The organism is Candidatus Methylomicrobium oryzae (genome assembly GCF_016745425.1).
In the GTDB taxonomy this organism is placed as follows: domain Bacteria; phylum Pseudomonadota; class Gammaproteobacteria; order Methylococcales; family Methylomonadaceae; genus Methylomicrobium; species Methylomicrobium oryzae.
In genome coordinates, this window is record NZ_JAERVK010000011.1 from 157945 (window position 1) to 182897 (window position 24953).

Here is a 24953-nt window from a genome sequence, read left to right on the forward strand (position 1 = left end):
AAATATTTGCTTTTCGGTTTAGTTGTTGGCGGACTATTAACTGCGAGATTATTTGGCTCTTCTTGAGTTAATGACCGCATGGTAGAAGGATAACCAAAGATAGATAGCCGGTAAATACATTTTTCTTTAGGATGATATAAAAAAGGAGATATTATGAGAGCGGTAAAAAATATTATGGTTTTTGACAATGATAAATATTTTTTATTTATGCTTAAAGGTTATTGTTATGCGAATGATGTGCGGATGGTTGAGGCGGAGTTCAATATTGATGGAATTAAAGAAGTGCAAAGATGCAGTCCCGGGCTAATTTTAATTTCACTCGACTTGATCAGTTCCTTGGAAAATAAAAGCATCGAAACCGATTTATTACGGTTGGCATGCAAAGACAAAGAAATAAAAATCTATGGTCTAAATAAAAGATCCGGTAATATTGTCTCGGCTGATATTCCTGAATGGATTGACAGCTTCGTAAATAATCCCATGAATATTTCCGAAATTGACAAGCTTGTTAAATTCGTTTTTAGATATAATGGGTTACAGGATCGAAGAATACATAAAGAAAGGCGCATAATAAAAGACAGAAGGCAGGACAACATTAATAATAGCGGCTATGCTGGAAATCAAGAAATAAAAACCGGAAATCCTGATTATCCTTTTCATGAAAACGGAAAATCGCAAGACTTCTATGTCGATACCCGGAACAAATGTTTAATTCTAAAAGGCCATAAGATTGATCTGACTCCGAAGGAATTCGAACTGATTGAGTATCTATCAACTGATCCTGACCGTATTTTTACACCGGATGAAATCGTAAAACACCTTTGGCCTGAAAATCATCGAGCAACAAAATCGGATCTTTATCAATATATTCACTTGTTACGGAAAAAAATAGAAAAAGACCATAATCATCCGCAATTCATATTAAATGCCAAAGGTTTTGGATACAAGCTGAACATTTTAAGTCGGCAGAATTCAGGTGAAATTTCTGATTCACAAGGAAAAAGTACAGGAAGAGTCAAGCAAGCGGAACATTTGCCGATGGCGGCTGATTTACGCCGTAGATTTAGCGTGTTTTGACAAAGTCGGGCAATTGCAAAGAAGGCGTTTTGAATTTGGATGAATGAGGTTAATTGACGGTTAGACACGTGGTGGGCTGGCTGAATATTTAACCGATTTAAAGCAGTTTTTCCATCATACAAAGAAATGAAATGGTTCTTTTTTAAAGATGCTCATCAGTGCTGCTTTGACAGTCATACTGCGTTTCGATGGGCAATTATCCGAAATCGCTTTTGAGAATTGAGGCTTTTGCCATGCCGATTATTGCCGTCAAGATTGAGGGCGTGTCGGGTATGCCCACATGCCCTTAAATTAAACTCTCGTCGTTATACAAAAGTTCTGCAAACTCATACATTGGAGTTCAAAGCTTGCTTTGAGTGCCGTACTTAAGAGTGATCCAAAGCAAGCTTTGGACGCTTGCCAGTCTAATTATCGGGTCAGGCTATCCGAGGTGCATAACGACGAGAATTAAACCACTTCATTCTATTTCGGCAATCCATGCCAAAATAAAGAATTTATCTTACCTTAACGGCATTGCCGCCTACAAAAAGGCATCTTCAAATTTGATTGTTCATTCAGTATTGTTCGATGCTGTAATCCTCTTCTCTTGCTTCAGTCTTTGAAAAAGGCATTTCTTCTCTGCCCCTAGGAAGACTTCATTTTACTTTTCATGAAGTATTTTTAGATGTTCTTATAAATAAAATTTAATGCTGATTTTATGGAATTTTAAACTGAAGCTGAAAGATACTTTGCCTCAGGTAATAGCCAATCTGATTCATTCTTTAAGGTTGAAGAGAAAGCTAGTTCCTATCTCTGTCGGATCGATATCCGATGGAATTCGAAACTTTAATTATGGAGTAATAGCTATGAATCATTTCAATGAGAAAATATGGGTTGCAAGTGTTCTTATGGCTTTGGGCTCTACTTCCAACGCTTGGGCGGATCCTGCTAGCACAACAGATGATGTGCAAGTTGCAATTGTGGATACGGCTAGCAAAGGTCAGGGCAATGCTGCTGCGAGCGACCACAGTTCGTCCACTTCCACTACGACCAACACGGATAGCAGTCAGGACAACGATACCATTACCAAGACCGATACCCAAACCCAAACCCAAACCTACAGCGACAACGATACGGCTACAAAGACCGATACCAAAACGATTTCCAAAACAGAAACCGGCGGTATTGGCGAAGATGGCAAGGCAAAAGCTGACAATAACGGTGCCGCAGTGAACGGCAGCGGATCGGCAACTTCCAACAAAACCTATACCGGCGGCCAGGGCGAGGATGCCTATGTAAAAGCTAAAGACAATTCGGCTGCTGCGAATAACGGCAACGTAACTTCGACTGTTGCGACTTACGAGTCGGCTGTCAAGGGAGACGGCTCCGCATCGGCTAATGTTGGAAATGCCACTGCGACCTATACGGCGACCTACATAGAACAGAAGCTTTTCGGCTTCGGAAATGCCGCTTCAGGTTCCGGTGATGTTACCGTTAACAATCAAAAATTGGACGGTGTGGTAACCGGAATTGCGGCTGTCGTGCCGATTGAGGATAAATTTTCGGTTGTGGCTGCACTCGATGCTAATAAAATCAATGGTTCGGTTATAGGGAATGCGGGCATTACCCAAACTTTCCAAAATTCAGGCACCGCTTTAAACCAACAGAACATACAGGTTAGCGGTACTATCAATATTGGTGATGCAACTGCAACAGTGCCGGTACCTTAATGTTTATTGATTGTTTTAGTTAATAGATAGCCGATAGCCGGTGAATGGTGGATTGTTCACCGGCTATCGGTCGACAAGGCGCAACTGTACGAGGAGAACAACATGGAAGCGATATTCAAGAACTTCTTTTTAATGGCATTACTCATGATGGCGGGAAGTTCCACGGTAAATGCCGACTCTTTTCAAACATCGAAAAAGTTGATGCTGTTGGCTTCCGCCGAAAAAGCGTTGTCGGAAGAGTTGGATAAGGCGCGGGGCCGGGAAGGCGTGGATGTGGCAACGTTGAATCTCCAGAACGTCCAGGCTACGCTCAACAACAATCAGGCCTCCAATAATGTGAGCGGTTACAACGTGATAGCGGATGGGTCATTTGCCGGTGCCAGCGGCATTACCAGTGTGGTTCAAAATAGCGGTAATAACGTCATCATCCAAGATACCACTATTGTGAATGTAACAGTCGCACCTTAACAAAGCTATCGAATATCAATAATATGCGACGTTTTTTGGGCACATACATCCTGTTCGCTTTACCTGTATTCTGTAGCAATGCGGGTTCCCTCAATCTAAATGGCATTGCCGGCGGCGGGAATTATGAGCTGCCGGTGACGACTTTTTTAGAGCGGCGCTTCAAAACGGTTTACAAACAACAATACGATTTCAGTTGCGGTTCGGCGGCATTGGCCAGTCTGCTGACTTTTCATTATGAAGATATCGTCAGCGAACGCGATGTGTTTATCGATATGTATCTGAATGGCAATCAGGAAAAGATTCAAAAGCAGGGATTTTCGTTACTCGATATCAAACGGTTTCTGGAAAGGCGGGGGTATCGCTCCGATGGGTTCAAAATTAATCTGGCTCAATTGGTTACTGCCGATGTTCCGGCGCTTACCATCATTAATAACAACGGATACATGCATTTCGTGATTATAAAAGGCGTCACCGATCAGGAAATTCTGGTGGGAGATCCCGCGGTAGGCGTAAAAGCGATTCCTCGCGATGAGTTCGAAGCCATGTGGCAGAATCGTATTTTGTTTTTAATTTATGACAAATCGGATCTGGCTGGGAAGCATTTTCAAGATGAAGATGAGTGGGCTTTTCGGGTCAAGGCGCCTTTAGGGGCCGGTGTCGATCGAAAAAGCCTGAGCGAATTTAATTTGCTGCAACCTTACTTCAAGGATTTTTAATGCAGAGGATGCAGGGAGTGCAGAACGTGAATATCAATAAAACTTTCGTCTACCCTAAACTCATGCAGACAGTGTTGCGGATAGCGTTTTGCGGCGTCTTTGGCGCGGCAAGGCAGGTGTTAGCCAATGAAATGCCGGACATTGAAAGCCAACGATTTGTCCATTGGGAACGTGCTTCCGACAGCGAACTGGATCTGCTCAGGGGTGGGTTTATGCTTCCGAACGGGATGAGCATCGACTTTAGTATCCAGAGAATCATCTCTTTGAATAATGAAGTCATCTTATCTTCATTCTCTCAATTACCGAGCAATATCACATTAATTCAGAATGGCGACTTCTCGCAAGCACCTGCTCTCGGCATGGCCGGTTTGGGGACGGTAATTCAAAATAACTTGGATAACCAAACGATTAAGTCACTCACCAATATCGATTTAACCGTAAGTAATATTAAAAGTATGCAATTAAATTCCGGAGCCATGGTTTTTAACAGCCTTATTATGTCCAATCGGTAATGCGGGCTAAGTGAATTTTCCTCATAGGCCGCACTTGATAATTTAATTATTATTTTTTTGAGTTAAGAGCAATTAATCAATAAATCAAAAAATTCAGTGGCCGCCATTCTAATCCTATAATAAAAAGAATATATGAAGAGCAATTTTGGATATGGAAAATTTCTTCAATGCCGGATTGTTAAAGGGGTTATATTTATCTGGTGTTGTTTTTTTGCGAGCAGGAGTTATGGGGTAACAGGCAGGCAAACCGATGAATTAGCGGAATATAAAAAACTTATTGCCGAGCAGCAAAAGCAATTTGAAAGACAGCAACAAATAATTGCCGAGCAAGGCAGACAGCTGGAACTGTTAAAAAAGCGCATCGATTCTTTGGCAAGTCAATCGGGACAGAACAATCAGGGCCTCCCCGCGCAAGCATCGGGTCAGTCTCAAATGGCTTCGGCAAAAAACGATAGAGGTCCTTCATCAAAGTCGGCCCTACTTCCCTCCAAACCCGTCGGCCAGGCGCCTCCGGAAGTAAAAAAACAAAGGCCCCCCGAGATTCCCAGATTAAGCCAGACCGTTGGCGGCGTGTTGACCCGCAAAAACAACCTGGTTTTTGAGCCTTCGATTTTGTACAGCTACTACGATAATAATCGGATTTTCCTGGATGCCTATACCCTGCTTCCGGCTATTGCAATCGGCCTCATCGATGTTCGCCAAATCAAACAGCACACGCTGATGGGTAACGTCGGGCTGCGGTATGGTTTGACTGACCGGTTGGAACTTGAGCTGAGGGTTCCGTACGTATACCGTACCCAAGAGCAGCGCGCCCGGCCATTGGATCTTTCCCCGTCGGGCGTCGATAAAGTTTTCGAGACCGATGGAAGCGATATCGGCGATATTCAGTTCGCCGGCCGCTATCAGCTCAACTCGGGCTCTGACGGCTGGCCCATTTTTGTCGCCAATATGCTGGCGACGGTGCCTACCGGAAAAAGTCCTTTCGATATTCCACAAATTTATGCGACAGGGATTCCGGGCTTTAATTTTCCTGCGGAGTTGCCGACGGGGGTCGGATTTTTTAGCGCCCAGCCCAGCATTACAGCGCTTTACCCTACGGATCCCGCGGTATTCTTCGGTAATATCGGGTATATTTATAATGCGGAAACAAGCACCAATGCCGGCGATTTTGATCCGGGCGATACCCTAGGGATAAGTTTTGGCCTGGGTTTCGGTATCAATGAACGCTCCTCATTCAGTCTGGGATACTCTCACCGGCATATTTTCAATTCTTCTCTTGATGGGGTGGACATAGAAGGAAGTGCAGTCGATATCGGGCAACTTTTGGTAGGTTACTCCTATAAATATTCCAAAAGAACCACATTCAACTTATCTTTATCTTTAGGCGCCACAACCGATGCGCCGGATGTTACGCTTGAATACCGGATGCCTATGACTTTCGATGTGGCTAATCTATTTAAATAGTCTGTTTTGCCCTTTCTGCGGCAGAATCCGGAGGCAATGTCATTAAGTTAAGCCATCATCCCGGCATTCTTTGCCGGGATGACGAACTTTTTGTCTTAACTTAGAATTTGGGCGGAAATAACTTCGCGGTTTTAATGTGTTCGCATCGCGTACATTTTCAGCGCGTACGCGTTCACTTCCCCCTTTTTCAAAGGGGGAGGTGGGCGTTTATTTCAGCCCATCTTCAGCCTATTAATTTCGGGAAATTATTTGGAGTCAAACCCTTAACGGCAGCGGCGCCAAAGATGGCAGTTTGGGGAAAAATAAATTTTTTGACGAAATTCTAACTTTCGAATGAGAGTTTCCGTTCAAAGACCGCTTGCCAGTCTTGGGTAAAACGATTCACCGCCGGTTGCACGGCCGGATGCGCAAACAGTTCGGCCGCGATGGCGGGCGGCAGCGTGATCGCGCCGACGCCGGCCTTCAACACTTCCAGTACCTGCTGCGTATTCTTGAAGCTGGCCGGCAGCAGCTTGCTGCCGAGCCGGTGCCGGTCGAGCAGCGACTGCAAATCGGCGACGACGCCCGTGCCGTTTGCACCCAGCGCATCGATCCGATTCACATAAGGCGCCAGATAATCGGCGCCGCACAAGGCGGCCAGAAATCCTTGCTGGACGCTGTAGATCGCGGTCGCCAAAACCGGGATGTTGTGTGTCTTCATCCGTTTGATCGCGATGAGCCCGACTTCGGTCGCCGGCACCTTCACGACGATCCGATAAGGCAGTTCCTGGAGGTGTAAAGCTTCCCGGACCATCGAGTCGGCGTTTTCGCCGACGACCTGCACATGAATCACCGCCTTGTCTCCCAGGATTTCGGCGACTTTCGGCAGCAATTCGGCCAGCCCGATGTCCGATCCGGCCAGAATGGAAGGATTGGTGGTAATGCCGTGCACCGGCAGGCTGGCACCGAAGCGCGCGATCTGGCCGAAGTCGGCGGTATCGAGATACAACTCAAACATTAAAATGTCCTGATCAAAATAAACGGAATTTTAACGGAGCTGCAAGCTTCGGCAAAGCCTGTTCGATGATGCGCGCTCTCCGGGCGGGAGTTGGCGTCTCGAGCCTTGCTGGTATATTGTCCCGGTATAGGGTCAATGTCGTTAAGTTAAGATATTGCGTAGGCCGGATAAGCGAAGCGCACTTTTGTGCCCTCTGGGTATCCGGCAATTGCGTGGTGGATGTGCTTCGCTTATCCACCCTACGAGCCATTAACTTAACAGCATTGGATATATGGTTCGGGCTTGGATTCGGTGCAGTCAATTACCTCAGGAGGGCTTCAAATGAAAATTCTCGTTACCGGCGGTACCGGTTTTATCGGCAAGGCCCTGGTCAAAGCCCTGATCGGAGAAGGCCATTGGGTGACCGTATTGAGCCGCAGCCCCGAGAACGTCGAACGGATTTTTGGTCCGGAAGTGATAGGGCTCGGCCATTTGAGCTTTTTGCAGCCCGACGCGTCGTTCGATGTGATCGTGAATCTGGCCGGCGCGCCGATTTTCGACGCGCGCTGGAGCGAAGCGCGCAAACGGCTGATCCGGGAAAGCCGGATCGGCTTGACCGAACAACTGGTCGCCTGCATCGAGCGGATGACCGTCAGGCCGAAGCTGCTGATCAACGGCTCGGCGGTCGGTTATTACGGCGATCAGGGCGATCAGATACTCACCGAAGCGTCCTCCGTCCGGCCCGATTTTTCGCACCGGCTATGCGCGGACTGGGAACAGGCGGCGAGCCGGGCGGCCGAGTTCGGCGTCCGGGTCTGCCTGATGCGGAGCGGGCTGGTGATTGCCGGTGACGGCGGCTTATTGCAACGGATGCTGTTGCCGTTCCGCCTCGGCATTGGCGGGCGGCTCGGCAGCGGTCGGCAGTGGATGTCCTGGATCCATCGGGAAGACTGGATCCGGATCGCGCAGACGATGATCGCCGATGAAACGATGCAGGGTCCCTACAATGCGACTGCGCCGAATCCGGTCACGAACCGGCAGTTTACCTCTACACTGGCGCGCTGCCTGCACCGTCCGGCGCTGTTTCCGGTGCCTGCCTTCGTGTTGAAAACGCTGTTCGGCGAAATGTCCGAGCTGGTATTGGGCAGCCAGCGGGTGTTGCCCGAACGGTTGATGATGCACGGCTTTATGTTTCGCCATCCGGATCTGGAAGGCGCCTTGCAGGCGGCGCTGGCGACGAAATCGGGAAGTTTTGAAACATAAAAATATAGGTATCTAAATTTGATTTAACGTTTTTAGGATTAAGGGCCGTAGGATGTGCTGAACGAAGTGAAGCGCATCGTTCGCGTGAGAAGAGTTCCCTCGATCGGTGCGCCTCGTGCCTCGGCACATCCTACACTTGGCGCATCTTACGGGTTAATAAAAATTGATCGAAGCTGATCGGCCACTTCCTGCCCGTCAATGTTTATTTGCGAGTGTCTGCTATAGGTCTGAAATTGCTCGCTCAGCGCTCCTGTTCAGCGGCGGGCCACATAGTGGATCGTCCGCTGCAACCGATTATTAGACCGCCCGCATCTCTCATCCACGGCGCGCCGCCTCGATAGTGGATATGTCAATCTTCCGCATCGTCATCATCGCATCGAACGCGCGCTTGGCGGCAGCGGGATCGGGATCGGTGATCGCTTCCGTGAGGGCCAACGGCGTGATCTGCCACGACAATCCCCATTTGTCCTTGCACCAGCCGCAGGCGCTCTCTTCTCCGCCATTGCGGACGATCGCATTCCAGTAGCGATCCGTTTCGGCCTGGTCGGCGGTTGCGACCTGAAACGAGAACGCTTCGTTGTGCCTGAACGCGGGCCCTCCGTTGAGCCCGAGGCACGGAATGCCCATCACGGTGAAGAAAACCGTCAACACATCCCCTTGCTTGCCGGACGGAAAGTCCCCCGGTGCGCGGTGCACAGCGTCGACGGAAGAGTCTGGAAAGGTAGCGGCGTAAAACCGAGCCGCATCCTCGGCGCATCCGTCATACCAGAGGCAAACCGTGTTCTTTGCTATCTTTGTCATGTCGTTTCTCCATCGAGTCCGCGTAGGTCCGATTAGCGCAGCGTAATCGGACGCATGTCATTCATCGCCGTCCACCACGCAATTGACATCGCCGCACTATTTCGCGCAGCAAATTGATCTCGCGAATAAGCAGATCATTTTGATGCCCCCGCAGCAGGTTTACCGTAAAGAACCATGTTCCTCCTGGGATAAATGCGCGTCTATAGTTTGGCATACCCCTTGCGTGTTTTAGAAAACCTCAATGAAAACGCTTGCTCAACCGCATGCGTCCGATTACGCTGCGCTAATCGGACCTACGCGGGCTTTTCGATGACTTGTAAGGTCAAGCTCGGATTTTTACACATTAAAGTCCTTGCTTCCCGCTCTGCTGCATCGAGTCTATGAGTTATTGGAAAACTCATGCTCCAAGAGTTTCGCATGCGCCGCGGCCAGGCGTGCGATCGGGATGCGCGGCGCCGAGCACGACACATAATCCAGCTTGATATGGTGGCAGAAGCGGATCGACTGCGGATGGCCGCCCTGTTCGCCGCAGATGCCGATCTTCAGGCCGGGGCGGGTGCGGCGGCCGAATTCTGCGGTCATCTTCATCAACTGCCCAACGCCCTTGACGTCGAGCACTTCGAACGGATTGTCTTCGAGCAGGCCGGCCTCGTTATACAGCGGCAGAAACTTGTTCTCCGCATCCTCCCGCGAGAACGAGAAGGTCGCCTGCGTCAGGTCGTTGGTGCCGAACGAAAAAAACTCGGCCAGTTCGGCCAGCTGGCCGGCGCGGGTACAGGCGCGGACCGTCTCGATCATCGTGCCGAACTTGAAGTCCAGCGTCAGGCCGTAGCGGGTTTCGGTTTCCTGCCGGACTTCGGCGACATATTCCTTGACCCGCTTGAGCTCCTCGGCGGTGATCACCTGCGGGACCATGATTTCCGGCGCGATCTTCAGGCCCTGCTGTGCGCAGAGCGCGGCGGCTTCCAGCACGGAGCGGATCTGCATCTTGTAGATTTCCGGGTACGACATGCCCAGGCGGACGCCGCGGTGTCCCAGCATCGGATTCACTTCGTACAGATCGCGGACTTTCATCAGCATCAGTTCTTTTTTCGCGATTGCCTTGCTGATCACCTCTTCGTTCAACAGATCGAACGGGGCGGGCAGCGTCGTCAGGTGTCCGGACAGTGTTTCCAGCGTGACGCGCTGGCCCTTGATCATCGTTTCGTACTTTTTCAGGGCCTGGATTTCGTCTTCCAGCTGATGTTCGCTGGGCAGAAATTCATGCATCGGCGGATCGAGCAGCCGTACGGTGACAGGGTACGGGGCCATCGCGGTAAACAATTTTACGAAGTCTTCGCGCTGGATCGGGAACAGTTTTTCGAGCGCCGCGGAACGGCTTTCCGGGTCCTCGGCGAGAATCATGTCGACTACCAGCGGCAGACGCTCCTTCGCGTTGAACATCCGCTCGGTGCGGCACAGGCCGATACCGACCGCCCCGTAGGCGAGCGCCTTCTTTGCACCTTCGGGCGTATCCGCATTCGCATGCACCTTGAGCTCCGCGTAGCCGTCGGCCCACGCGAGCAGCGTTTGCAACTCATCCGAAACGGTCGGCGCCACGGTCGGAATTTCACCCAGATAGATCAGCCCGGTGCCGCCGTCGATCGTGATGATGTCACCTTCATGGATCAGCACGTCGCCGACCTGCGCGCGGCGCGCCCTGACGTCGACCCGGATGTCCTCGGCGCCCGCAACACAGGCCTTGCCCATCCCGCGCGCCACGACCGCCGCGTGCGAGGTTTTGCCGCCGCGGCTGGTCAGAATGCCCTCTGCGGCGAAGAAGCCGTGGATGTCTTCCGGCTTGGTTTCCTCGCGAAGCAGGATCACCGCTTCGCCGGCCTTGCCCATCATCGCTGCGGTATCCGCGTCGAAAACGCATTTGCCGCAGGCGGCGCCGGGGGAGGCCGGAAGGCCCTGTGCGAGCGGCGGAACCTTGTTGTGCGGGTCGAGCTGGGGATGCAATAGTTGTTCGAGCATTTCCGGATTGATCCTGAGCAGCGCCCGTTCCTTGCTGATCAGGCTTTCCTTGACCATCTCGACCGACGTTCGGACCATCGCGGCCGCGTTCATTTTCGCGTTGCGCGTCTGCAGGCAGTACAGTACCCCGCGTTCGATCGTGTATTCGAAATCCTGCGCTTCGCGGTAATGCTGTTCGAGCTTGTCGCGCAGCTCGGACAGCTGGCGGTACAGGTCGGGCATTTCCCTGGCCAGTTCCTGCACCGGCTTCGGCGTCCGGATGCCCGCGACCACGTCCTCGCCCTGCGCATTGACCAGATATTCGCCGTACATTTCGTTCGCGCCGGTGCCGGGGTTCCGGGTAAAGCCGACCCCGGTCGCGCAGTCGTTCCCCATATTGCCGAATACCATCGTGACGATATTGGCCGCGGTGCCGTTGGCCATCTTTTCGGTCACGTGAAACTCGCGCCGGTAGTCGACCGCGCGCCGGCCCATCCAGGAATCGAACACCGCCTTGATCGCCAGCTCCAGCTGTTCGTAGACGTCTTCGGGAAAAGGACGGCCGGTTTCTTCCCTGACCACCTGCAGGAACAACTCACTGATCTCCTTCAGATGATCCGCATCGAGCGCGACATCGGCCTTGATGCCCGCCTGTCTTTTGACCTCTTCGAAATGTGCGTCGAATTTTTCGTCCGGAATGCCGAGCGCGACCTTGCCGAACAGTTGAATGAAGCGGCGGTAGGCGTCGTAGCCGAAGCGGGGATCGCCGGTCGCTTCGATCAGGCCCTGCAGGGTTTCCCGGTTCAGTCCGAGGTTCAGGATCGTGTCCATCATGCCCGGCATCGAAATCGCCGAGCCCGAACGCACCGAAACCAGCAAGGGCCGGCTTTTACCGCCGAAGGTTTTGCCGGTCGTCCGTTCTATCTCCTGCATGTGGCGCCTGACGTCGTCCATCAGCCCGTCCGGCAGACGGTGATGCCCAAGGTAATCGAGGCAGGCCTCGGTCGAGATCACGAAGCCGGGCGGTACGTTTAGGCCGATCTGGGTCATTTCGCACAGGTTCGCGCCCTTGCCGCCGAGCAGCGCCTTGTTTTTGCCGTCGCCTTGTTGGAAAGAAAAGATGTATTGTGTCGTCATGCTGGTTCCCCCTGTAGCCATAAGCGGACAAATGGCCGAATTCCATCGTCTGCGGCGTTCTTGCGCCCATTGATTATATAGGTTAGGTGTTAAACGGATGCTCCTACCCGTATCTAGCTAAAAACGTAATGGTGTGACTTGGCCCGTCGCCAAAAAATTCCGGTAGTCGGCCAGCACCCGGGCGTGATCAAACGCCAGCAGTTCGGGCAGTGTCGCAAACGTGAAAATGCCGCAGTTCTTCGCATCATCGGCCGCAACCGGCATTCCATGCGCCTCGGCCACATAGCAGGCGGTCACCGTATGGCCGCGGGCATCGCGCTTCGGGTCCGAATAAATGCCGAGCAGCGCGGTCAGACGCACGTCGAGCCCGACTTCTTCTTTCGCTTCGCGGATCGCCGCCTGTTCGACCTTTTCGCCGACATCCACGAAGCCGCCCGGTATCGCCCAGCCGTAGGGCGGAAAAGCGCGCTCGATCAGGATGAAGGGCCGTTCGGGCAGGTCGATCAGTTCGATGATCGTGTCGGCGGCAAGCAGGGGAGTGATAGGTTTGGCCATGGCTGATCGGATAGTTTTTCTGTGATGGCAATGATTGTAAACCGGCTTGTCCGGTTTCGGAAAGATAGACAAAGCATTCTCTCTGTCAGAGAAATTACTCTCTAAATTTATCTCAAACGCAAACCGCAAAATTTATTGCTCGAAAAATAAAAATAGTATCCAGCAATTAAAATCGGATCAAAAACCATTCTCGAGGGTGTGAAAAATAAGTAATTTACTTAGACAAAGCGAGCATGAAACGCTAATAATTTACAAAATCTACAAGCGCTGGTGTTCGGGTTTTACGAGAGAGTTGCTTGGTGATTTTCCGTTCGTATTGGGGCATCGTCAATCAATTTTTACATCGAGTTACAGGAGTGCCAATGCGTACTTTTATCAGCGGAGAGATTTTTTGGTTCCTATGTAGATTGATAATGCTATTGAGCATGCGCTCGGTCAAAATACAATTTTTCAGGTAAAGTTGTCCTTCGTAAGAGACTTCTTCGATATCCATGCCAACCTCTAACTGCGTCCAAGATAACTCAATGATGGGACGGTCGTTAGTGAATTGAGAGTTTTTATCCAAATGCTGTAAAAACTCTTCAACAACCTCAGGATCATAATATTTTATTTTTTGCTGAAGCAGATATTTGCGTACCTCCATGACCGACATCGGCTGGCCTGTGACGTTTCCCTCCAAATAAGTGATGTAATCTCTGATGACTGCCAATATTCTTGAGCCCAGCGGAATCTGATTGCCTTTTAGCCCTTCGGGTACTCCCGAGCCATCGTAATGTTCATACTGGTAGTGAATCAGATTAATGGCGGGTTCAAGTTGCGTTAAGCCTTTTAATAACACTCCAGTTTCTTGGGCATGTCTTAAATAGCGGGGGAGTTGTTCCCGATTCAGGCTGTTAAGCGGTTTTTCCAATATCTCATCGGATAGAGTCATTTTACCCAACTGCAAAAGTAAACCCGCAAATACCAGTTGTTTGTTTTCAGCCTCATTCATGCCCATTCGTTTACCGATGGCATAGGCATTATCCGCTATATATTTCGAATGTCCGCTTTTAATGCCGGGGCGCATTTCAATGATTCGTGAAAATGCGCGGATGGAATCAGTAAACTGCTTTTTTAAATTTGCATTGGCTTCGTCAAGATGCAGCATGGCATTATTGAGCAAAGCAGTTCGTTGCTCAACCTTTTCCTCCAACTGTTCGTTGAGTTCCTTTAAGGCCATATTCTGCTGGTAAACAATCTCGGATAATCGATCCCGCTCTTCTCTTATATATTTTTGTTCCAGAGTATTCCGGACCAGTAATTTAAGTTCTTCATCATTCCAGGGCTTATTGCAATAATTCGAAATCCGGCCGTTATTGATCGCGTCGATGGTCGACTGCAAATCGGCATAGCCCGTCAATAAAATGCGGATTGTCTTTGGCCATTGCTCTACGACTCGGGTAAAAAATTCGGCACCGTTCATTGCGGGCATCCGCATATCGGAGATGATCAAATCCACTGGATTTTGGCGCAAGATCTCCAGTCCGGCCGGGCCGCTTTCTGCAAAGTAAGTCACATACTGTTCATTGTGGAATAGGCGGCGTAGGGCTTTCAGCACATTCGCTTCGTCATCGACGAATAAGATTGAGGCAGGGCTATCCTGTGCGGTGCTTGGTAAATCAGCTAGCATATTTTTTCCACTGCCGTATTAATCGAAATCACTGGCATCTTGCACATTTTCGACAAGTGCTCCTGCGACAGGCAAGGCAATCCGGAATGTAGTTCCTTGGCCTAACTGGCTGCAAACGTGAATTTCCCCTTGATGTTTTTTGACGATGGAATAAGAAACGGAAAGCCCGAGCCCGGTGCCTTTGCCGACCGGTTTGGTGGTAAAAAACGGATCGAATATTTTATTTTGATGCTCGGGGGCTATGCCTTGGCCCGTATCGCTGATTTCTATCCAAACCTGATCATTCTCCGTTCCGGTACGCAGGGTAATGGTGCCTTCATGTTCGATAGCGTGCGCCGCATTGACCAGTAAATTCATAAATACCTGATTAAGCTGATGCGGCAAGCATCTAACCTCGGGCAGATCGCCAAATTCCTTGACAACCTTGGCTTTGTACTTAATTTCATTATTAACGATATTGAGAGTGCTGTTCAACCCGGCATGCAAATTCGTCCATTGCCAGTCATCCTCGCCGCCGAAGCGAGAAAAATCTTTGAGATCTTGAACGATTTTTTTCACCCGGGTAGCGCCTTCCTGGGATTCTTCCAATAAATCGAGGACATCGTTTTTTAAAAAATCGAAATCGATTTGTTGTTTGAAAGCACTAATTTGCGCGAACTGTTCGGAATTGTCGGGAAAGGCTTCCGCCTTTTCATAAAAGGCCACCAGTGTTAGCAAGTCATTGACATAAGTTTGTAAGGACGTCAGGTTGGAATTGATATAGCCAATGGGGTTGTTAATTTCATGCGCGACGCCCGCAGCCAATTGGCCGACCGAAGCCAGCTTTTCCGACTGTACCAGTTTTTCTTGGACTTCCTGGAGTTGCTTCAGCGCGGCTTGTGTTTCCCTGTTTTGCTTTTTCAATAATTCCGTGGCTTGTTGGTATTGGGTGATATCCACGGTAATGCCGTCGATGCGCGCCGACATATCCTGACTTTTCGGAATATAACGCATATGGGTGGACAGCCAGCGTAATTGATTAGTGGAGTGAACGATTCGATAGGTTATCTTTTGTACTTTTGTGTTTTTTAACTGTTCCAGGCAGTTTTTGACATTTTTGCGATCATCGGAATAAATGATATCCCACCATAAAGTGGGGCGTGCGAAGAAATCGGCGGCCGGGTAGCCAAAAATTTCGTTTGCTACCTGATTGAGATAAAGAGGCGTAAAAGTGTCGGGCATAATTGACCAGACGACGCTATCCAGCGAATTAAGCGTATCATGCAAACGTTTTTCCGAATGTTCCAGACACTGGCGGGTGGTTTCTAATTGCTGATTTAATTGCAAGTAATGGTTGTTAAGTACTGTGGACTGTTCAAGGCGCTCCTGTTTTTCACGATGTAGCCTGGCATTGTCGATAACCAAAGAAATTAAATTAACCAAGACAAGTCCGAGTTCCAGGTCACTCTCGGTATAGCGTGTCTGGCCATGGAGTTTATTGACGCTCAGTGCGCCGATAATCGTGTCATCCAACCGTAAGGGCCAGCAAAGTGCCGATAAGGGGAGGAAGGCCCGTTTTGCACGAGAGGCTTGATTGAAACGCGGATCATCCGAGATATCTCCTTGAAGAACGACGGGTTTGCCGCTTTCTGCTACCCACCCGATAATTCCGCTACCGGGAGCTATGACACTGCCTAAACATTCTGCCGGCAAACCGATACTGGCTACAATGCAAAGCTTGCTGTCCGGCTCCCCTTGATATAGAGCTAATGAGCCGGTGTCGGCTTTGAAGCCCTGTACGATATGCCGTAGTATTCGCTCGAATATTTCATGAGTGGTATTTTGCAGAAGGTCGGCTTGCCCCAGTCGGTATAAGTCGTGTATCCAGTTTAATTGCGGGGCTTCAATTAATGTCATTAGTTCTCCTTTACCTAAAATAAAGTAATAATCTGATTGGCAAACTGTAATCCGCTCTCAGTGCAACGTGCCGATTGTTCGGCCGAAATATTAAGAGTGTCGCGCGCAATGTGCATGGTGTCGTCTACCTCCGAGGTTGACTCATCGGCTTGTTTGGCTTTAGAGATTAACGTATCAGCAGTATAGACCAGTAGTCCTAGAGATTTGCCGGTATCGGGTCGAGGAGGATTTTTATGCTGTTCGATGGCTTCTTGAATCGAGAGAGGAAAATTCCAGTGATGCGCGGCTTTACCGCCAATTTCTAAGTTGTCAAAGCCTAAGATACGCCGTTCCGTTTCCAATAGAGAGAGCGAGTTTTCCTGTTGAATCCTGGTAAATTCATCAGGAAAAAGCGCTACGATTACCAGGCGTCCGATGTCGTGCAATAGCCCTGACGTGAAGGCAAGATCCGGATTAAGCCCGGAACAGATGGCAAGTTGCCGGCTGCATTCGGCAACGGCCATACTGTGGTGATAAAACTGGCGATAATCAAAATCCTTATGCCATGCCGGCAATAATTTTGAAAAGCAGATGCTAACCAGCATATCTCTTATTCGATTCAGGCCCAGTAATACAATGGCTTCCCGTAATGATCCTATCTCTCTGGACATGCCGTAAAAAGGCGAATTGGCGATACGTAAAATCCGTACCGTCATGGAAGGATCCTGGCCTATTTTATCGACCAATTTAGCCAGGTTGTGTTTGTCATTCAAATAGTGCAAGGCTTCCGTCAGCAATGCAGGCATTGAGGGCAAATCCGCTAAACAAGCGAATTTATTTGTTAAGTGAGGCATGTAGGGCATTCCTTTTTCGGTGACAAGACAATAATAATTCCCTGCGATTGGCTAACTCTTCCCATGCTGCTTACCAATACATGCGCAGCATTTTCCCCACCGAAGGTAATCATACCCCCCTCTAGCTGAGTAAAGTCGTTAAAATCGGCTTGTTGTAAAAGTTGTAAAAGAGAATCGGGTAAAACATCGGTTGCCAAAGAGCCCAGTAAACAGGCGCATGTAGGCTGGCAAAGTATCGCCTCAGCCTGGCGGTTTGATGATACTATCATGCCGTCTGTATCAATACCAATGATACCCACCGGCAAATGCTCAAGAATTTCCTGAGAAATTTGCAACAAACTGAGGCTATGGGTAATTTCGCGGGTTTTTTCAATCACTTTTTGCTCAAGATTCTGGTTGAGTAAGGACAGTTCGTGATTGGCAAGTTGGAGCTCTCGGCTTAATCGCAAATTTTCGTGCTCCATTTCATGGAGCTGAAATGCTTCGCGGATATTTTCACGAAGCAAATCATCATCCCAAGGTTTAGTTAAAAATTTATAGATGGCTCCTTCATTGATGGCGTTAGTAACTGATTCGAGCTCGGTATAACCGGACAAGACAATCCGCAAGGTCTTGGGATAAAGGATTTTAACCTTACGTAGAAATTCTACTCCGGTCATATGCGGCATACGTTGATCCGAGATGATAACGCCCACTTCTTGCTTTTCCAGTAAACCCAATCCCGCTTCGCCGCTATTGGCGACCAGAATGGTGTAGCCGTCACGGCGCAATGTTCGTTTAAGCGCATTGGTGATATTCACTTCATCATCGACCAACAGGAGGGTACGAGAATTTTGTGGTGCTTCTTCAATCATGGGTTGATACTAGAAAGTGGCGGCGGTATCTAAGATATGGCACTTGGGCATCCTTTGGTAGCATGTAGGCGGCCGACGGATCGGGCGCCGCTGTGGTACGGCGGGTTTTCAAGGCGGCGGAGGCTGGGCCGGGAAAAAATGGACGCCGGCAAATGCGGGGCCGGGCGAAGACGGCAAAAGGATTGCCCCGTGCTGCTCGACCGGGTTTGGGGGCCGGCAGCCGGTTTTAGGCGCTTAGTTTAGGAGTAAGACAGTTAAGATACAATAGCGGTGCGAAATTTGCCGTATTGTGGCCGCCATCCGTGCAGGGATGGCGAAGGTTCTCTGTTTCCCGAGCGGAAGTTGAAGAAAATCATCAAATTGAAGAAATTCCTAGAGGCTATGCCGGGGACTAATTCGAATTGGCCTTGTCGTGCCCGAACAGGTTCCATTGCCCCCGGCAAAGGGGGTTGGTTGCAGTATCAAAGCGATAGGCTATACTTCCTTCGCGCAAAATCCAAGCTTGCCATCGGCCATCTTTTTGCCCAGAATGGGCGGCTGGGTCTTTTCCATTTTCCAGATCGAGGTAATAAATGCCATCCTCCCGTATTCTGCTCGTTGACGACGACAGATTGATTATCGCTACCTTGGCAAAAGACCTGCGCAATGCGGGCTATCAAGTCGAGACGGCGGATTGCGGGGAAGCGGCACTGGAACTGGCCGGGCGAGGAAGTTTCGACTTGGCCGTGCTGGACATCCGCATGCCGGGTATGTCGGGGATCGAGATGGCGAGGGTGCTGCGCGAGCACCACGGAATCGCGGCATTGTTTCTCTCTGCCTTTTCGGATAGGGATCTTGTACGACAGGCCGTAGCGGAAGGTGCGCTGGGCTATGTGACCAAACCGGCCGACAGTCCCCAACTCATTCCCGCCATCGAAACCGCTATTGCCCGCTCGCGCGATTTGACTGCATTGAGAGAAACCCAAAGGAACTTGGAGCGCGCCCTGGCCGCCGGACGCAAAACCAGCATGGCCGTGGGCATTTTGATGGAACGGCGCGGTTTGAGCGAACAGGCGGCATTCGAGGCGCTGCGCGGCGGCGCCCGAAAACACCAATCCAAGCTGGAGGATTATTCGCATGATCTGGTGGCGGCCGCCCAACGGCTTAACCGGGATTAGCGGCAGTGACTTTACAACGGCATGCAAACCCTCAACGGCGAACCGGTTTCTTTTCCGGCTATATCTCCATCCGGCTCCCGAGAACGTAAAAAAGTCCAACTGAGCCTGCTCGCCTCGTTAGCCTTTTTTCTCTGTTTAGCGAACTTTGCCAAGGTGCAACTGGCAAAGGTCGAAGCCTTCCTGCCCGTTTGCCAGACCGCCCTTATCGTCATCGAACTGATCACAGCGGTCCTGCTGTTCGGTCAGTTCCGCATCCAACGTGCCAGGTCGCTGCTCATACTGACCGGCGGTTACCTGTTCAGCGCGGCGATGGCCGTTGTTCATCTGCTAAGCTTCCCGAACTTGTTCGGACTGGCCGGACTCGCGGGCGTAGGGCAGCAAACCGCGGCCTGGCTCTATTTCTTATGGCATGGCGGATTTTCGGCCTTTATCATCGGCTACGCGCGGCTACGAAGCAGCAAGCACGATGCCCTGTCCGAAGGTTCCGCGATAGTCTATAACCTGTGTACAGTTACGGTTACGGTGGCCGTCCTGGTAATTGGCTTCGCATTATTGACGACAAAAGGTCACGACTTATTGCCCGTCATCATGCGGGGAAATTTGGATGCACCGGCGAAATTTTTCGTCGCTCTGGCCACTTGGCTGTTAAATTTCGCCGCGTTGCTCACGCTGTGCTCAGGACGTCCGCAAACCGTATTGGATTTATGGCTCATGTGGGTAGTCTGCGCCTGGCTGTTCGATACGGCCCTGGCTTCCGTTCTGAACCACGGCCGTTACGATGTCGGCTGGTATGCGGGGCGGATTTACGGACTGGCCGCGGCCGGCTATGTTCTCGTGCAATTATTGCTCGAACAAAGCAGGTGGTATACGCAACTGGCAAGGCTGCATGACCGACGAATTGCCGAAAACGCGCATCGGCTCGATTTGGCGGACCGAAGGCTGGCTTTGGCCCAACGCACTGTGGCCACCGGATTTTGGGACTGGGACCTGGCCAGCGGCAAAGTGACATGGTCTTCAGAGCTATTCCGGCTGTTCGGCCTCGATGCCGCCGCCGCTGTAGCGAGCTTCGAGACTTGGCGCAGCATCATCCACCCCGAGGATTTGTCGGGAGCGAAGGCGCGAATCGACGAGGCTGTCCGGACGCGGCAGCCCTTGTTCAGCCGCTACCGCGTCATCCATCCCGGCGGGGAAGTGCGCTGGATCGAGGCCTTGGGAGAGTCCTTTCATGACGGACACGGCCAGGGCCTGCGCATGTCGGGTATCTGTATCGATGTGACCGGACGCATGCGGACGGAAGAAGCCTTGCGCGAGAGCGAAGCCCGCTACCGAACCTTGTTGCGGCAGGCGCCCGACGGCATCTTTGTCGCCGATGCCGACGGCCGGTATCAGATTGTCAATGAGATGGGGGGGCAGATGCTGGGCTATTCGCACGAGGAATTCCTGGGCATGAGCTTTCCCGACATCCTTGCACCGGAAGAACTCTCCCGCTTTCAGGACCATCTGCAACTCTACCGGGATACCTCGATCGGACACACGATTTCCAGCGAATGGTGTTTTCGCCGCAAGGATGGTTCGGTATTCGTCGGCGAAGTCATGGGCCGCAGATTGTCCGATGGCCGCTTGCAGGCCATTCTGCGCGACGTCACACAACGCCGGCAGAGCGAACGGCAACTGCGGCTTCAGGCGGAAATTCTGTCCAGAATCGGTGACGGTGTGAATCTTGTTTCCTGCGCCGATGGCTGCATCGTTTATGTCAATGCCGCTTTCGAGGCGTTATTCGGCTATGAGGCGGGCGAACTGCTGGGACGGCCTGCCGCTATCCTCGACGCTGCCGACGCGAGCTTGTCCGAAGCCCGCGCACGGACGATTATCGACAGCCTGCGCGCGGAAGGCTGCTGGCAAGGCGATGTATTGAACCGCCGCAAAGACGGAAGCTGTTTTTGGAGCAACGCCAGCATCACGACCCGCGATTTTCCGGGCTGGGGCGCCGTTTGGCTATCCGTGCAGCGGGACATTACCCCGCGTAAACAATTCGAGGCGGCCTTGGCAGAGCGGGACAATCTTCTGCGCATCATTAGCGACAATGTCGAAGAGCATATTTGGATCATGGATCGCCAGCATCGCATCCAGTTTGCGAATCCCCCGATGATGGACATTGAGCGAGCGGACGGGCAATTCTTTGGGCCGGATGTCTGCAATCTGCTGGGACGGACCGAATTGGAAATCTTCGGCGACAATAGCGAGTCTCGGGACCTGTACCAGTCCAATGAGAAAGTGATGAGTACGGGCTTGGCGGCCATTACGGAAGAATGCATTCCTACGCGCAGAGGATTGCGTAATATGCTGGCCTCGCGTTACCCGTTTCGTAACGGTGCCGGAGAAGTCAATGGCCTGGTCGGTGTGGCCCGCGATATCACCGAACGCAAGGAGGCGGAAACCGCGCGCCTGATCGCCGTGGAACGCCAACGCGATACCTTGGTGCGCGAGGTCCACCACCGCATTAAAAACCATTTGCAGGGCGTAATCGGTTTGCTGCGTAATGCGATTACGGTTAACCCGGGCGTTGCGGATCCCTTGGAGGCGACGATTGCCCGCATTCGTACCATTGCCGAGGTTTATGGTTTACAAAGCCATCCGGGAGAAAGCCAAATCCGGCTTAACGCTTTGACTCGGAAAGCGATTGCCGGCTCCGACAGTACGGCCGTATTCGAGGCGGTCGCCAATACCGGGGAATTTCCGTTGCTCCAGGAAGACACCGTCCTCTTGGCATTGATGATCAACGAATTGGTTACCAATGCCGGCAAGCATCGGGTTGCTCCAAGTTCGGACCGGCCGGTAACTGTGCGCCTGGAAGAGGATGCGCAAGGCGCGCGCATCGAGATTGCCGGCGGCCCGGCCCGCTTGCCGCAAGGTTTCGATTACGCAAAACGCCAGGGGTTCGGCACGGGGCTGGAACTGGTAGCGGCTTTGCTGCCGGAGAAAAGGATGCGCTTAACCTATCGGCAAACCGGCGACAAGGTCGTTGCGTCGCTGGAGTTACGCCCCGCCAGCCCCCTTCCGCCCGACGCTCCGATTGAGAGATGATGCCGGAACAAATGTACAGCCGGTTAAGCGAAAGCCCTGCTGCTCGAATATCCCTTCATTCTGTCAATGTTAGCGTATAGCTTGCGGAATTTGGCCGTTGTATCCCTTAAAAAGCCGAACTGCGATATAAAAATCACACCCGCCGCGGTCGAGTGCCGCATGAGCTCATCATCCTCAGAGGATGTCCGCGTGAGCCGCCGGTCAATTTTCCGTCCCCTTATTTCTATCGGCGCTGCCGACCTTTTGGGCGCGCAGCAGGGACTCGAATTCTGACGCCGGCATGGGTTTGGCGAAGTAGTATCCCTGTACCGCGTCACAGCCGTGTTGCAGCAGGAAAGCGAGCTGGGCCTCGGTTTCCACGCCCTCTGCGATAACGTTGAGTCCCAGGCTATGACCCATGGCGATGGTGGCTGCAGCGATGGCGCCATCCTTCGGCTCCGAGACATTGCGTATGTCGCGTACGAAAGTGCGGTCGATTTTTAACCGGTCCATCGGCATGTGCTTAAGCTGGCCTAAGGACGAATAACCCGTACCGAAATCGTCCAATGCCAGCGCGATTCCTAACGTGCGAAGCTCGTGGAGACGGCGGGCGGCGCTTTCCGGGGAAGCGGCCAGCGCGGTTTCCGTTATCTCCAGTTCCAATTTTTCCGGCGGATAGAGAGTGATGGCAAGCGTCTTTTTGACAGTGTCGGTAAATTCCTCGCGCTGTAGCTGGCGCGCCGATACATTTACCGCAAGGCGCGGCAACGGTACGCCTTCGCGTAGCCACCGGTTTCCCTGCAGGCAGGTTTGTTCGAGCACCCATTTACCGATAGCGCAAATTTGGCCGGTGGTTTCGGCCAAGGGAATAAACGTGGACGGTGAAATCAAGCCTTTTTTGGGGTGCTTCCAGCGCAGCAGCACTTCGGCGCCCAGAAGCCGTCGGTCGGGCAAGGAAAACTGCGGCTGGTAATAAAGCTCGAACTGGGTTTGTTCCAGGGCGTCATGGATCATGGTTTCCATTTCCAGATTTTCCTGGATGCGGGTATTCATGACCGCGGTGAAGAAGCGAAAATCGTCGCCGCCATCGTTCTTTACCGAGTACATCGCGGTATCGGCGCACTTCATCAGCATTTCCGGCTCTTGGCCGTTTTCGGGGTGCAAGGCTATGCCGATACTGACCGAAAAGCGCAGGCGCTGAGTGCCGAGGCAGAAGGGCTCGAACAGTTGTCGACGGATCCTAGCGGCGAGCCCCGATACGGCTTGCACCGCCTCTTTGCCGCGCAATACCACGGCAAATTCGTCGCCGCCCAGTCGCGCCACCAGGTCGCGTTCGCGTACACAATGCTTCAAGCGTATTGCGGCCTGCTCCAGCAATTTGTCGCCCAGACTATGGCTGTGGGTTTCGTTGACAGCCTTGAAGCGGTCCAAATCCAGCAGCATCAGCGCCACTTGCTCGCTTTCCGCTTGCGCAATCAATAAGCTCTGCCTGAGATACTCCTGTAAGTAAAGCCGGTTCGGCAGACCGGTGAGAGCATCATGGTAGGCTATAAAGTTTATCCGTTCCTGCGTTTTTTTGAAATGCGTCGCATCGGCGAAGCTGGCCACATAGTACTCGATATCTCCCAAACGGTCGCGTAACACGGATACTGTCATTTGCTTGGGGAAAACGCCGCCGTCCTTGCGGCGGTCCCACAGTTCGCCTTGCCACAGGCCTTCGGCGCGAATGCTTTTCCACATGTTTTTGTAGACTTCACGACTCGTGTGCCCGGAAGAAAGAAGCTTCGGATCCAGGCCGATGACTTCTTCCCGTCCATATCCGGTCATTTCGGTGAAAGCTTCGTTGGCTGCGACAATGCGGTTATTGCGGTCGGTAATCAGGATGGCCTGGTCGCAATGATTGAAAATATGGGCGGCGAAGAGCGCTTGGCGACGGTCGTGGTTGCGTTCGATGAGATTGCGTAACACCCCGGTTAATGTTTTTGATGCTACCGATCTGTTCAGATAATCGTCCACGTCCAGGTTCAATTCGGCAAGCCGGCGCTGCTCCGAGTCGTCGCCGGTCAGCAGAATGACCGGTACGCCGGCGGCGGCGCCGCATTCCCTCAAAGTCCGTACCAATTCGATCAAGTCCGTGTCGGACAGTTTGATATCGAGCAATATCAAACTGGGCTGTTCCGGTTCGCATGCCGACCGGGCTGAAGCGGCGCAGGTGGCGGTTTTCAGGCGAAATTCGGCATTTAAACTGCCAGCCATTTCAGATTGACCGGCGGAAGGCGTATGCACTAGCAGTAACAACGGCTTTTTTGTTTGCGGCAGGAAGAAGACATTGCTCATGCCAAATCTCCGCACTTCCCAGGTTCAGTCATCACCGGGTTCCGGCAAACCGGAGCCGCCGGGCCGCACCGCAGTAGGGTGCCGGTGCCGGGTTGGGCGTAAGGCGGAGTTTCGTACCGCAGCGGCGTTGTGGTGCCGCGGATGTTTCGGGGATGGCGGCGAAGCCTGCGTGTTCCGCCCGGGACGGCAACCGGCGCCAGGCGACACGCATGCCTTGGGTAAAGGGCTAACGGGGTTTCACTGAATCTAGGGTATGGCACTTGGGCATCCTTTGGTAGCATGTAGGCGGCCGACGGATCGGGCGCCGCTGTGGTACGGCGGGTTTTCAAGGCGGCGGAGGCTGGGCCGGGAAAAAATGGACGCCGGCAAATGCGGGGCCGGGCGAAGACGGCAAAAGGATTGCCCCGTGCTGCTCGACCGGGTTTGGGGGCCGGCAGCCGGTTTTAGGCGCTTAGTTTAGGAGTAAGACAG

At 51.9% G+C, this 24953-nt stretch carries 18 protein-coding genes; 9 read left to right on the forward strand and 9 right to left on the reverse strand.

What is annotated here, in order from left to right:
- Positions 1-153 precede the first annotated feature (153 nt).
- The 6 genes from JJL52_RS13680 (at position 154) to JJL52_RS13705 (ending at position 5946) form a co-directional block, all read left to right on the forward strand.
- Positions 154-1077: a DNA-binding response regulator gene (locus JJL52_RS13680; RefSeq protein WP_202053044.1), complete on the forward strand. Its 924-nt coding sequence runs from the start codon at positions 154-156 to the stop codon at positions 1075-1077.
- An 845-nt stretch (positions 1078-1922) separates the two neighbouring features.
- Positions 1923-2786: a hypothetical protein gene (locus JJL52_RS13685; RefSeq protein ID WP_202053045.1), complete on the forward strand. Its 864-nt coding sequence runs from the start codon at positions 1923-1925 to the stop codon at positions 2784-2786.
- Between the two features lie 102 nt (positions 2787-2888).
- Positions 2889-3254: a hypothetical protein gene (locus JJL52_RS13690; RefSeq protein ID WP_202053046.1), complete on the forward strand. Its 366-nt coding sequence runs from the start codon at positions 2889-2891 to the stop codon at positions 3252-3254.
- A 35-nt stretch (positions 3255-3289) separates the two neighbouring features.
- Positions 3290-3970 (forward strand): C39 family peptidase, encoded by a 681-nt coding sequence (locus tag JJL52_RS13695; protein WP_236994250.1) that lies wholly within the window; start codon positions 3290-3292, stop codon positions 3968-3970.
- A gap of 26 nt (positions 3971-3996) precedes the next feature.
- Complete coding sequence (locus JJL52_RS13700) at positions 3997-4482, forward strand: hypothetical protein (protein ID WP_202053048.1); 486 nt, start codon at positions 3997-3999, stop codon at positions 4480-4482.
- A 132-nt stretch (positions 4483-4614) separates the two neighbouring features.
- On the forward strand, positions 4615-5946 hold the full coding sequence (locus tag JJL52_RS13705; protein ID WP_202053049.1) for a transporter: 1332 nt from the start codon (positions 4615-4617) through the stop codon (positions 5944-5946).
- 322 nt (positions 5947-6268) lie between these two features.
- On the opposite strand, the gene JJL52_RS13710 is transcribed toward JJL52_RS13705, so the two are convergent.
- Complete coding sequence (locus tag JJL52_RS13710) at positions 6269-6943, reverse strand: transaldolase family protein (protein ID WP_202053050.1); 675 nt, start codon at positions 6941-6943, stop codon at positions 6269-6271.
- A gap of 321 nt (positions 6944-7264) precedes the next feature.
- On the opposite strand from JJL52_RS13710, the gene JJL52_RS13715 reads away from it, so the two are divergent.
- A complete protein-coding gene (locus JJL52_RS13715; protein WP_202053051.1) occupies positions 7265-8185 on the forward strand; it encodes a TIGR01777 family oxidoreductase in 921 nt (306 codons plus the stop codon).
- Positions 8186-8500: 315 nt separating this feature from the next.
- Here the strand turns inward: JJL52_RS13715 and JJL52_RS13720 are convergent, their stop codons facing one another.
- The 7 genes from JJL52_RS13720 to JJL52_RS13750 form a co-directional block, all read right to left on the reverse strand.
- The gene (locus tag JJL52_RS13720) at positions 8501-8986 is read right to left on the reverse strand and encodes a VOC family protein (protein WP_202053052.1); all 486 of its coding nucleotides are present in this window, start codon (positions 8984-8986) and stop codon (positions 8501-8503) included.
- A 378-nt stretch (positions 8987-9364) separates the two neighbouring features.
- On the reverse strand, positions 9365-12118 hold the full coding sequence (gene ppdK / locus JJL52_RS13725; protein ID WP_202053053.1) for a pyruvate, phosphate dikinase: 2754 nt from the start codon (positions 12116-12118) through the stop codon (positions 9365-9367).
- Between the two features lie 117 nt (positions 12119-12235).
- Positions 12236-12673 (reverse strand): NUDIX domain-containing protein, encoded by a 438-nt coding sequence (locus JJL52_RS13730; RefSeq protein WP_202053054.1) that lies wholly within the window; start codon positions 12671-12673, stop codon positions 12236-12238.
- Positions 12674-13004: 331 nt separating this feature from the next.
- Complete coding sequence (gene nosR / locus JJL52_RS13735; RefSeq protein ID WP_202053055.1) at positions 13005-14342, reverse strand: response regulator c-di-GMP phosphodiesterase, NosR family; 1338 nt, start codon at positions 14340-14342, stop codon at positions 13005-13007.
- Between the two features lie 18 nt (positions 14343-14360).
- Positions 14361-16238: an ATP-binding protein gene (locus JJL52_RS13740; protein WP_202053056.1), complete on the reverse strand. Its 1878-nt coding sequence runs from the start codon at positions 16236-16238 to the stop codon at positions 14361-14363.
- A 14-nt stretch (positions 16239-16252) separates the two neighbouring features.
- On the reverse strand, positions 16253-17071 hold the full coding sequence (locus tag JJL52_RS13745) for an HDOD domain-containing protein (RefSeq protein WP_202053057.1): 819 nt from the start codon (positions 17069-17071) through the stop codon (positions 16253-16255).
- Positions 17059-17925, reverse strand: a complete 867-nt coding sequence (locus tag JJL52_RS13750; protein ID WP_236994251.1) for a response regulator — start codon at positions 17923-17925, stop codon at positions 17059-17061. The genes JJL52_RS13745 and JJL52_RS13750 overlap by 13 nt, the downstream gene beginning before the upstream one ends.
- A 572-nt stretch (positions 17926-18497) precedes the next feature.
- Between JJL52_RS13750 and JJL52_RS13755 the strand changes: the two genes are divergently transcribed.
- On the forward strand, positions 18498-19082 hold the full coding sequence (locus JJL52_RS13755) for an ANTAR domain-containing response regulator (RefSeq protein WP_202053058.1): 585 nt from the start codon (positions 18498-18500) through the stop codon (positions 19080-19082).
- 21 nt (positions 19083-19103) lie between these two features.
- On the forward strand, positions 19104-22166 hold the full coding sequence (locus JJL52_RS13760; RefSeq protein WP_202053059.1) for a PAS domain S-box protein: 3063 nt from the start codon (positions 19104-19106) through the stop codon (positions 22164-22166).
- Between the two features lie 201 nt (positions 22167-22367).
- Here the strand turns inward: JJL52_RS13760 and JJL52_RS13765 are convergent, their stop codons facing one another.
- Positions 22368-24401: a putative bifunctional diguanylate cyclase/phosphodiesterase gene (locus tag JJL52_RS13765; protein WP_202053060.1), complete on the reverse strand. Its 2034-nt coding sequence runs from the start codon at positions 24399-24401 to the stop codon at positions 22368-22370.
- Between the last annotated feature and the right edge of the window lie 552 nt (positions 24402-24953).

Bases quoted from the DNA above. Each gene is read 5' to 3' on its own strand.
- JJL52_RS13750 (WP_236994251.1), bottom strand. From the start codon at position 17,925: ATGATTGAAGAAGCACCACAAAATTCTCGTACCCTCCTGTTGGTCGAT.
- JJL52_RS13705 (WP_202053049.1), top strand. From the start codon at position 4,615: ATGAAGAGCAATTTTGGATATGGAAAATTTCTTCAATGCCGGATTGTT.
- JJL52_RS13710 (WP_202053050.1), bottom strand. From the start codon at position 6,943: ATGTTTGAGTTGTATCTCGATACCGCCGACTTCGGCCAGATCGCGCGC.
- JJL52_RS13765 (WP_202053060.1), bottom strand. From the start codon at position 24,401: ATGGCTGGCAGTTTAAATGCCGAATTTCGCCTGAAAACCGCCACCTGC.
- JJL52_RS13760 (WP_202053059.1), top strand. From the start codon at position 19,104: ATGCAAACCCTCAACGGCGAACCGGTTTCTTTTCCGGCTATATCTCCA.
- JJL52_RS13745 (WP_202053057.1), bottom strand. From the start codon at position 17,071: ATGCCTCACTTAACAAATAAATTCGCTTGTTTAGCGGATTTGCCCTCA.
- JJL52_RS13715 (WP_202053051.1), top strand. From the start codon at position 7,265: ATGAAAATTCTCGTTACCGGCGGTACCGGTTTTATCGGCAAGGCCCTG.
- nosR (WP_202053055.1), bottom strand. From the start codon at position 14,342: ATGCTAGCTGATTTACCAAGCACCGCACAGGATAGCCCTGCCTCAATC.
- JJL52_RS13755 (WP_202053058.1), top strand. From the start codon at position 18,498: ATGCCATCCTCCCGTATTCTGCTCGTTGACGACGACAGATTGATTATC.
- JJL52_RS13740 (WP_202053056.1), bottom strand. From the start codon at position 16,238: ATGACATTAATTGAAGCCCCGCAATTAAACTGGATACACGACTTATAC.
- JJL52_RS13730 (WP_202053054.1), bottom strand. From the start codon at position 12,673: ATGGCCAAACCTATCACTCCCCTGCTTGCCGCCGACACGATCATCGAA.
- ppdK (WP_202053053.1), bottom strand. From the start codon at position 12,118: ATGACGACACAATACATCTTTTCTTTCCAACAAGGCGACGGCAAAAAC.
- JJL52_RS13690 (WP_202053046.1), top strand. From the start codon at position 2,889: ATGGAAGCGATATTCAAGAACTTCTTTTTAATGGCATTACTCATGATG.
- JJL52_RS13680 (WP_202053044.1), top strand. From the start codon at position 154: ATGAGAGCGGTAAAAAATATTATGGTTTTTGACAATGATAAATATTTT.
- JJL52_RS13685 (WP_202053045.1), top strand. From the start codon at position 1,923: ATGAATCATTTCAATGAGAAAATATGGGTTGCAAGTGTTCTTATGGCT.
- JJL52_RS13720 (WP_202053052.1), bottom strand. From the start codon at position 8,986: ATGACAAAGATAGCAAAGAACACGGTTTGCCTCTGGTATGACGGATGC.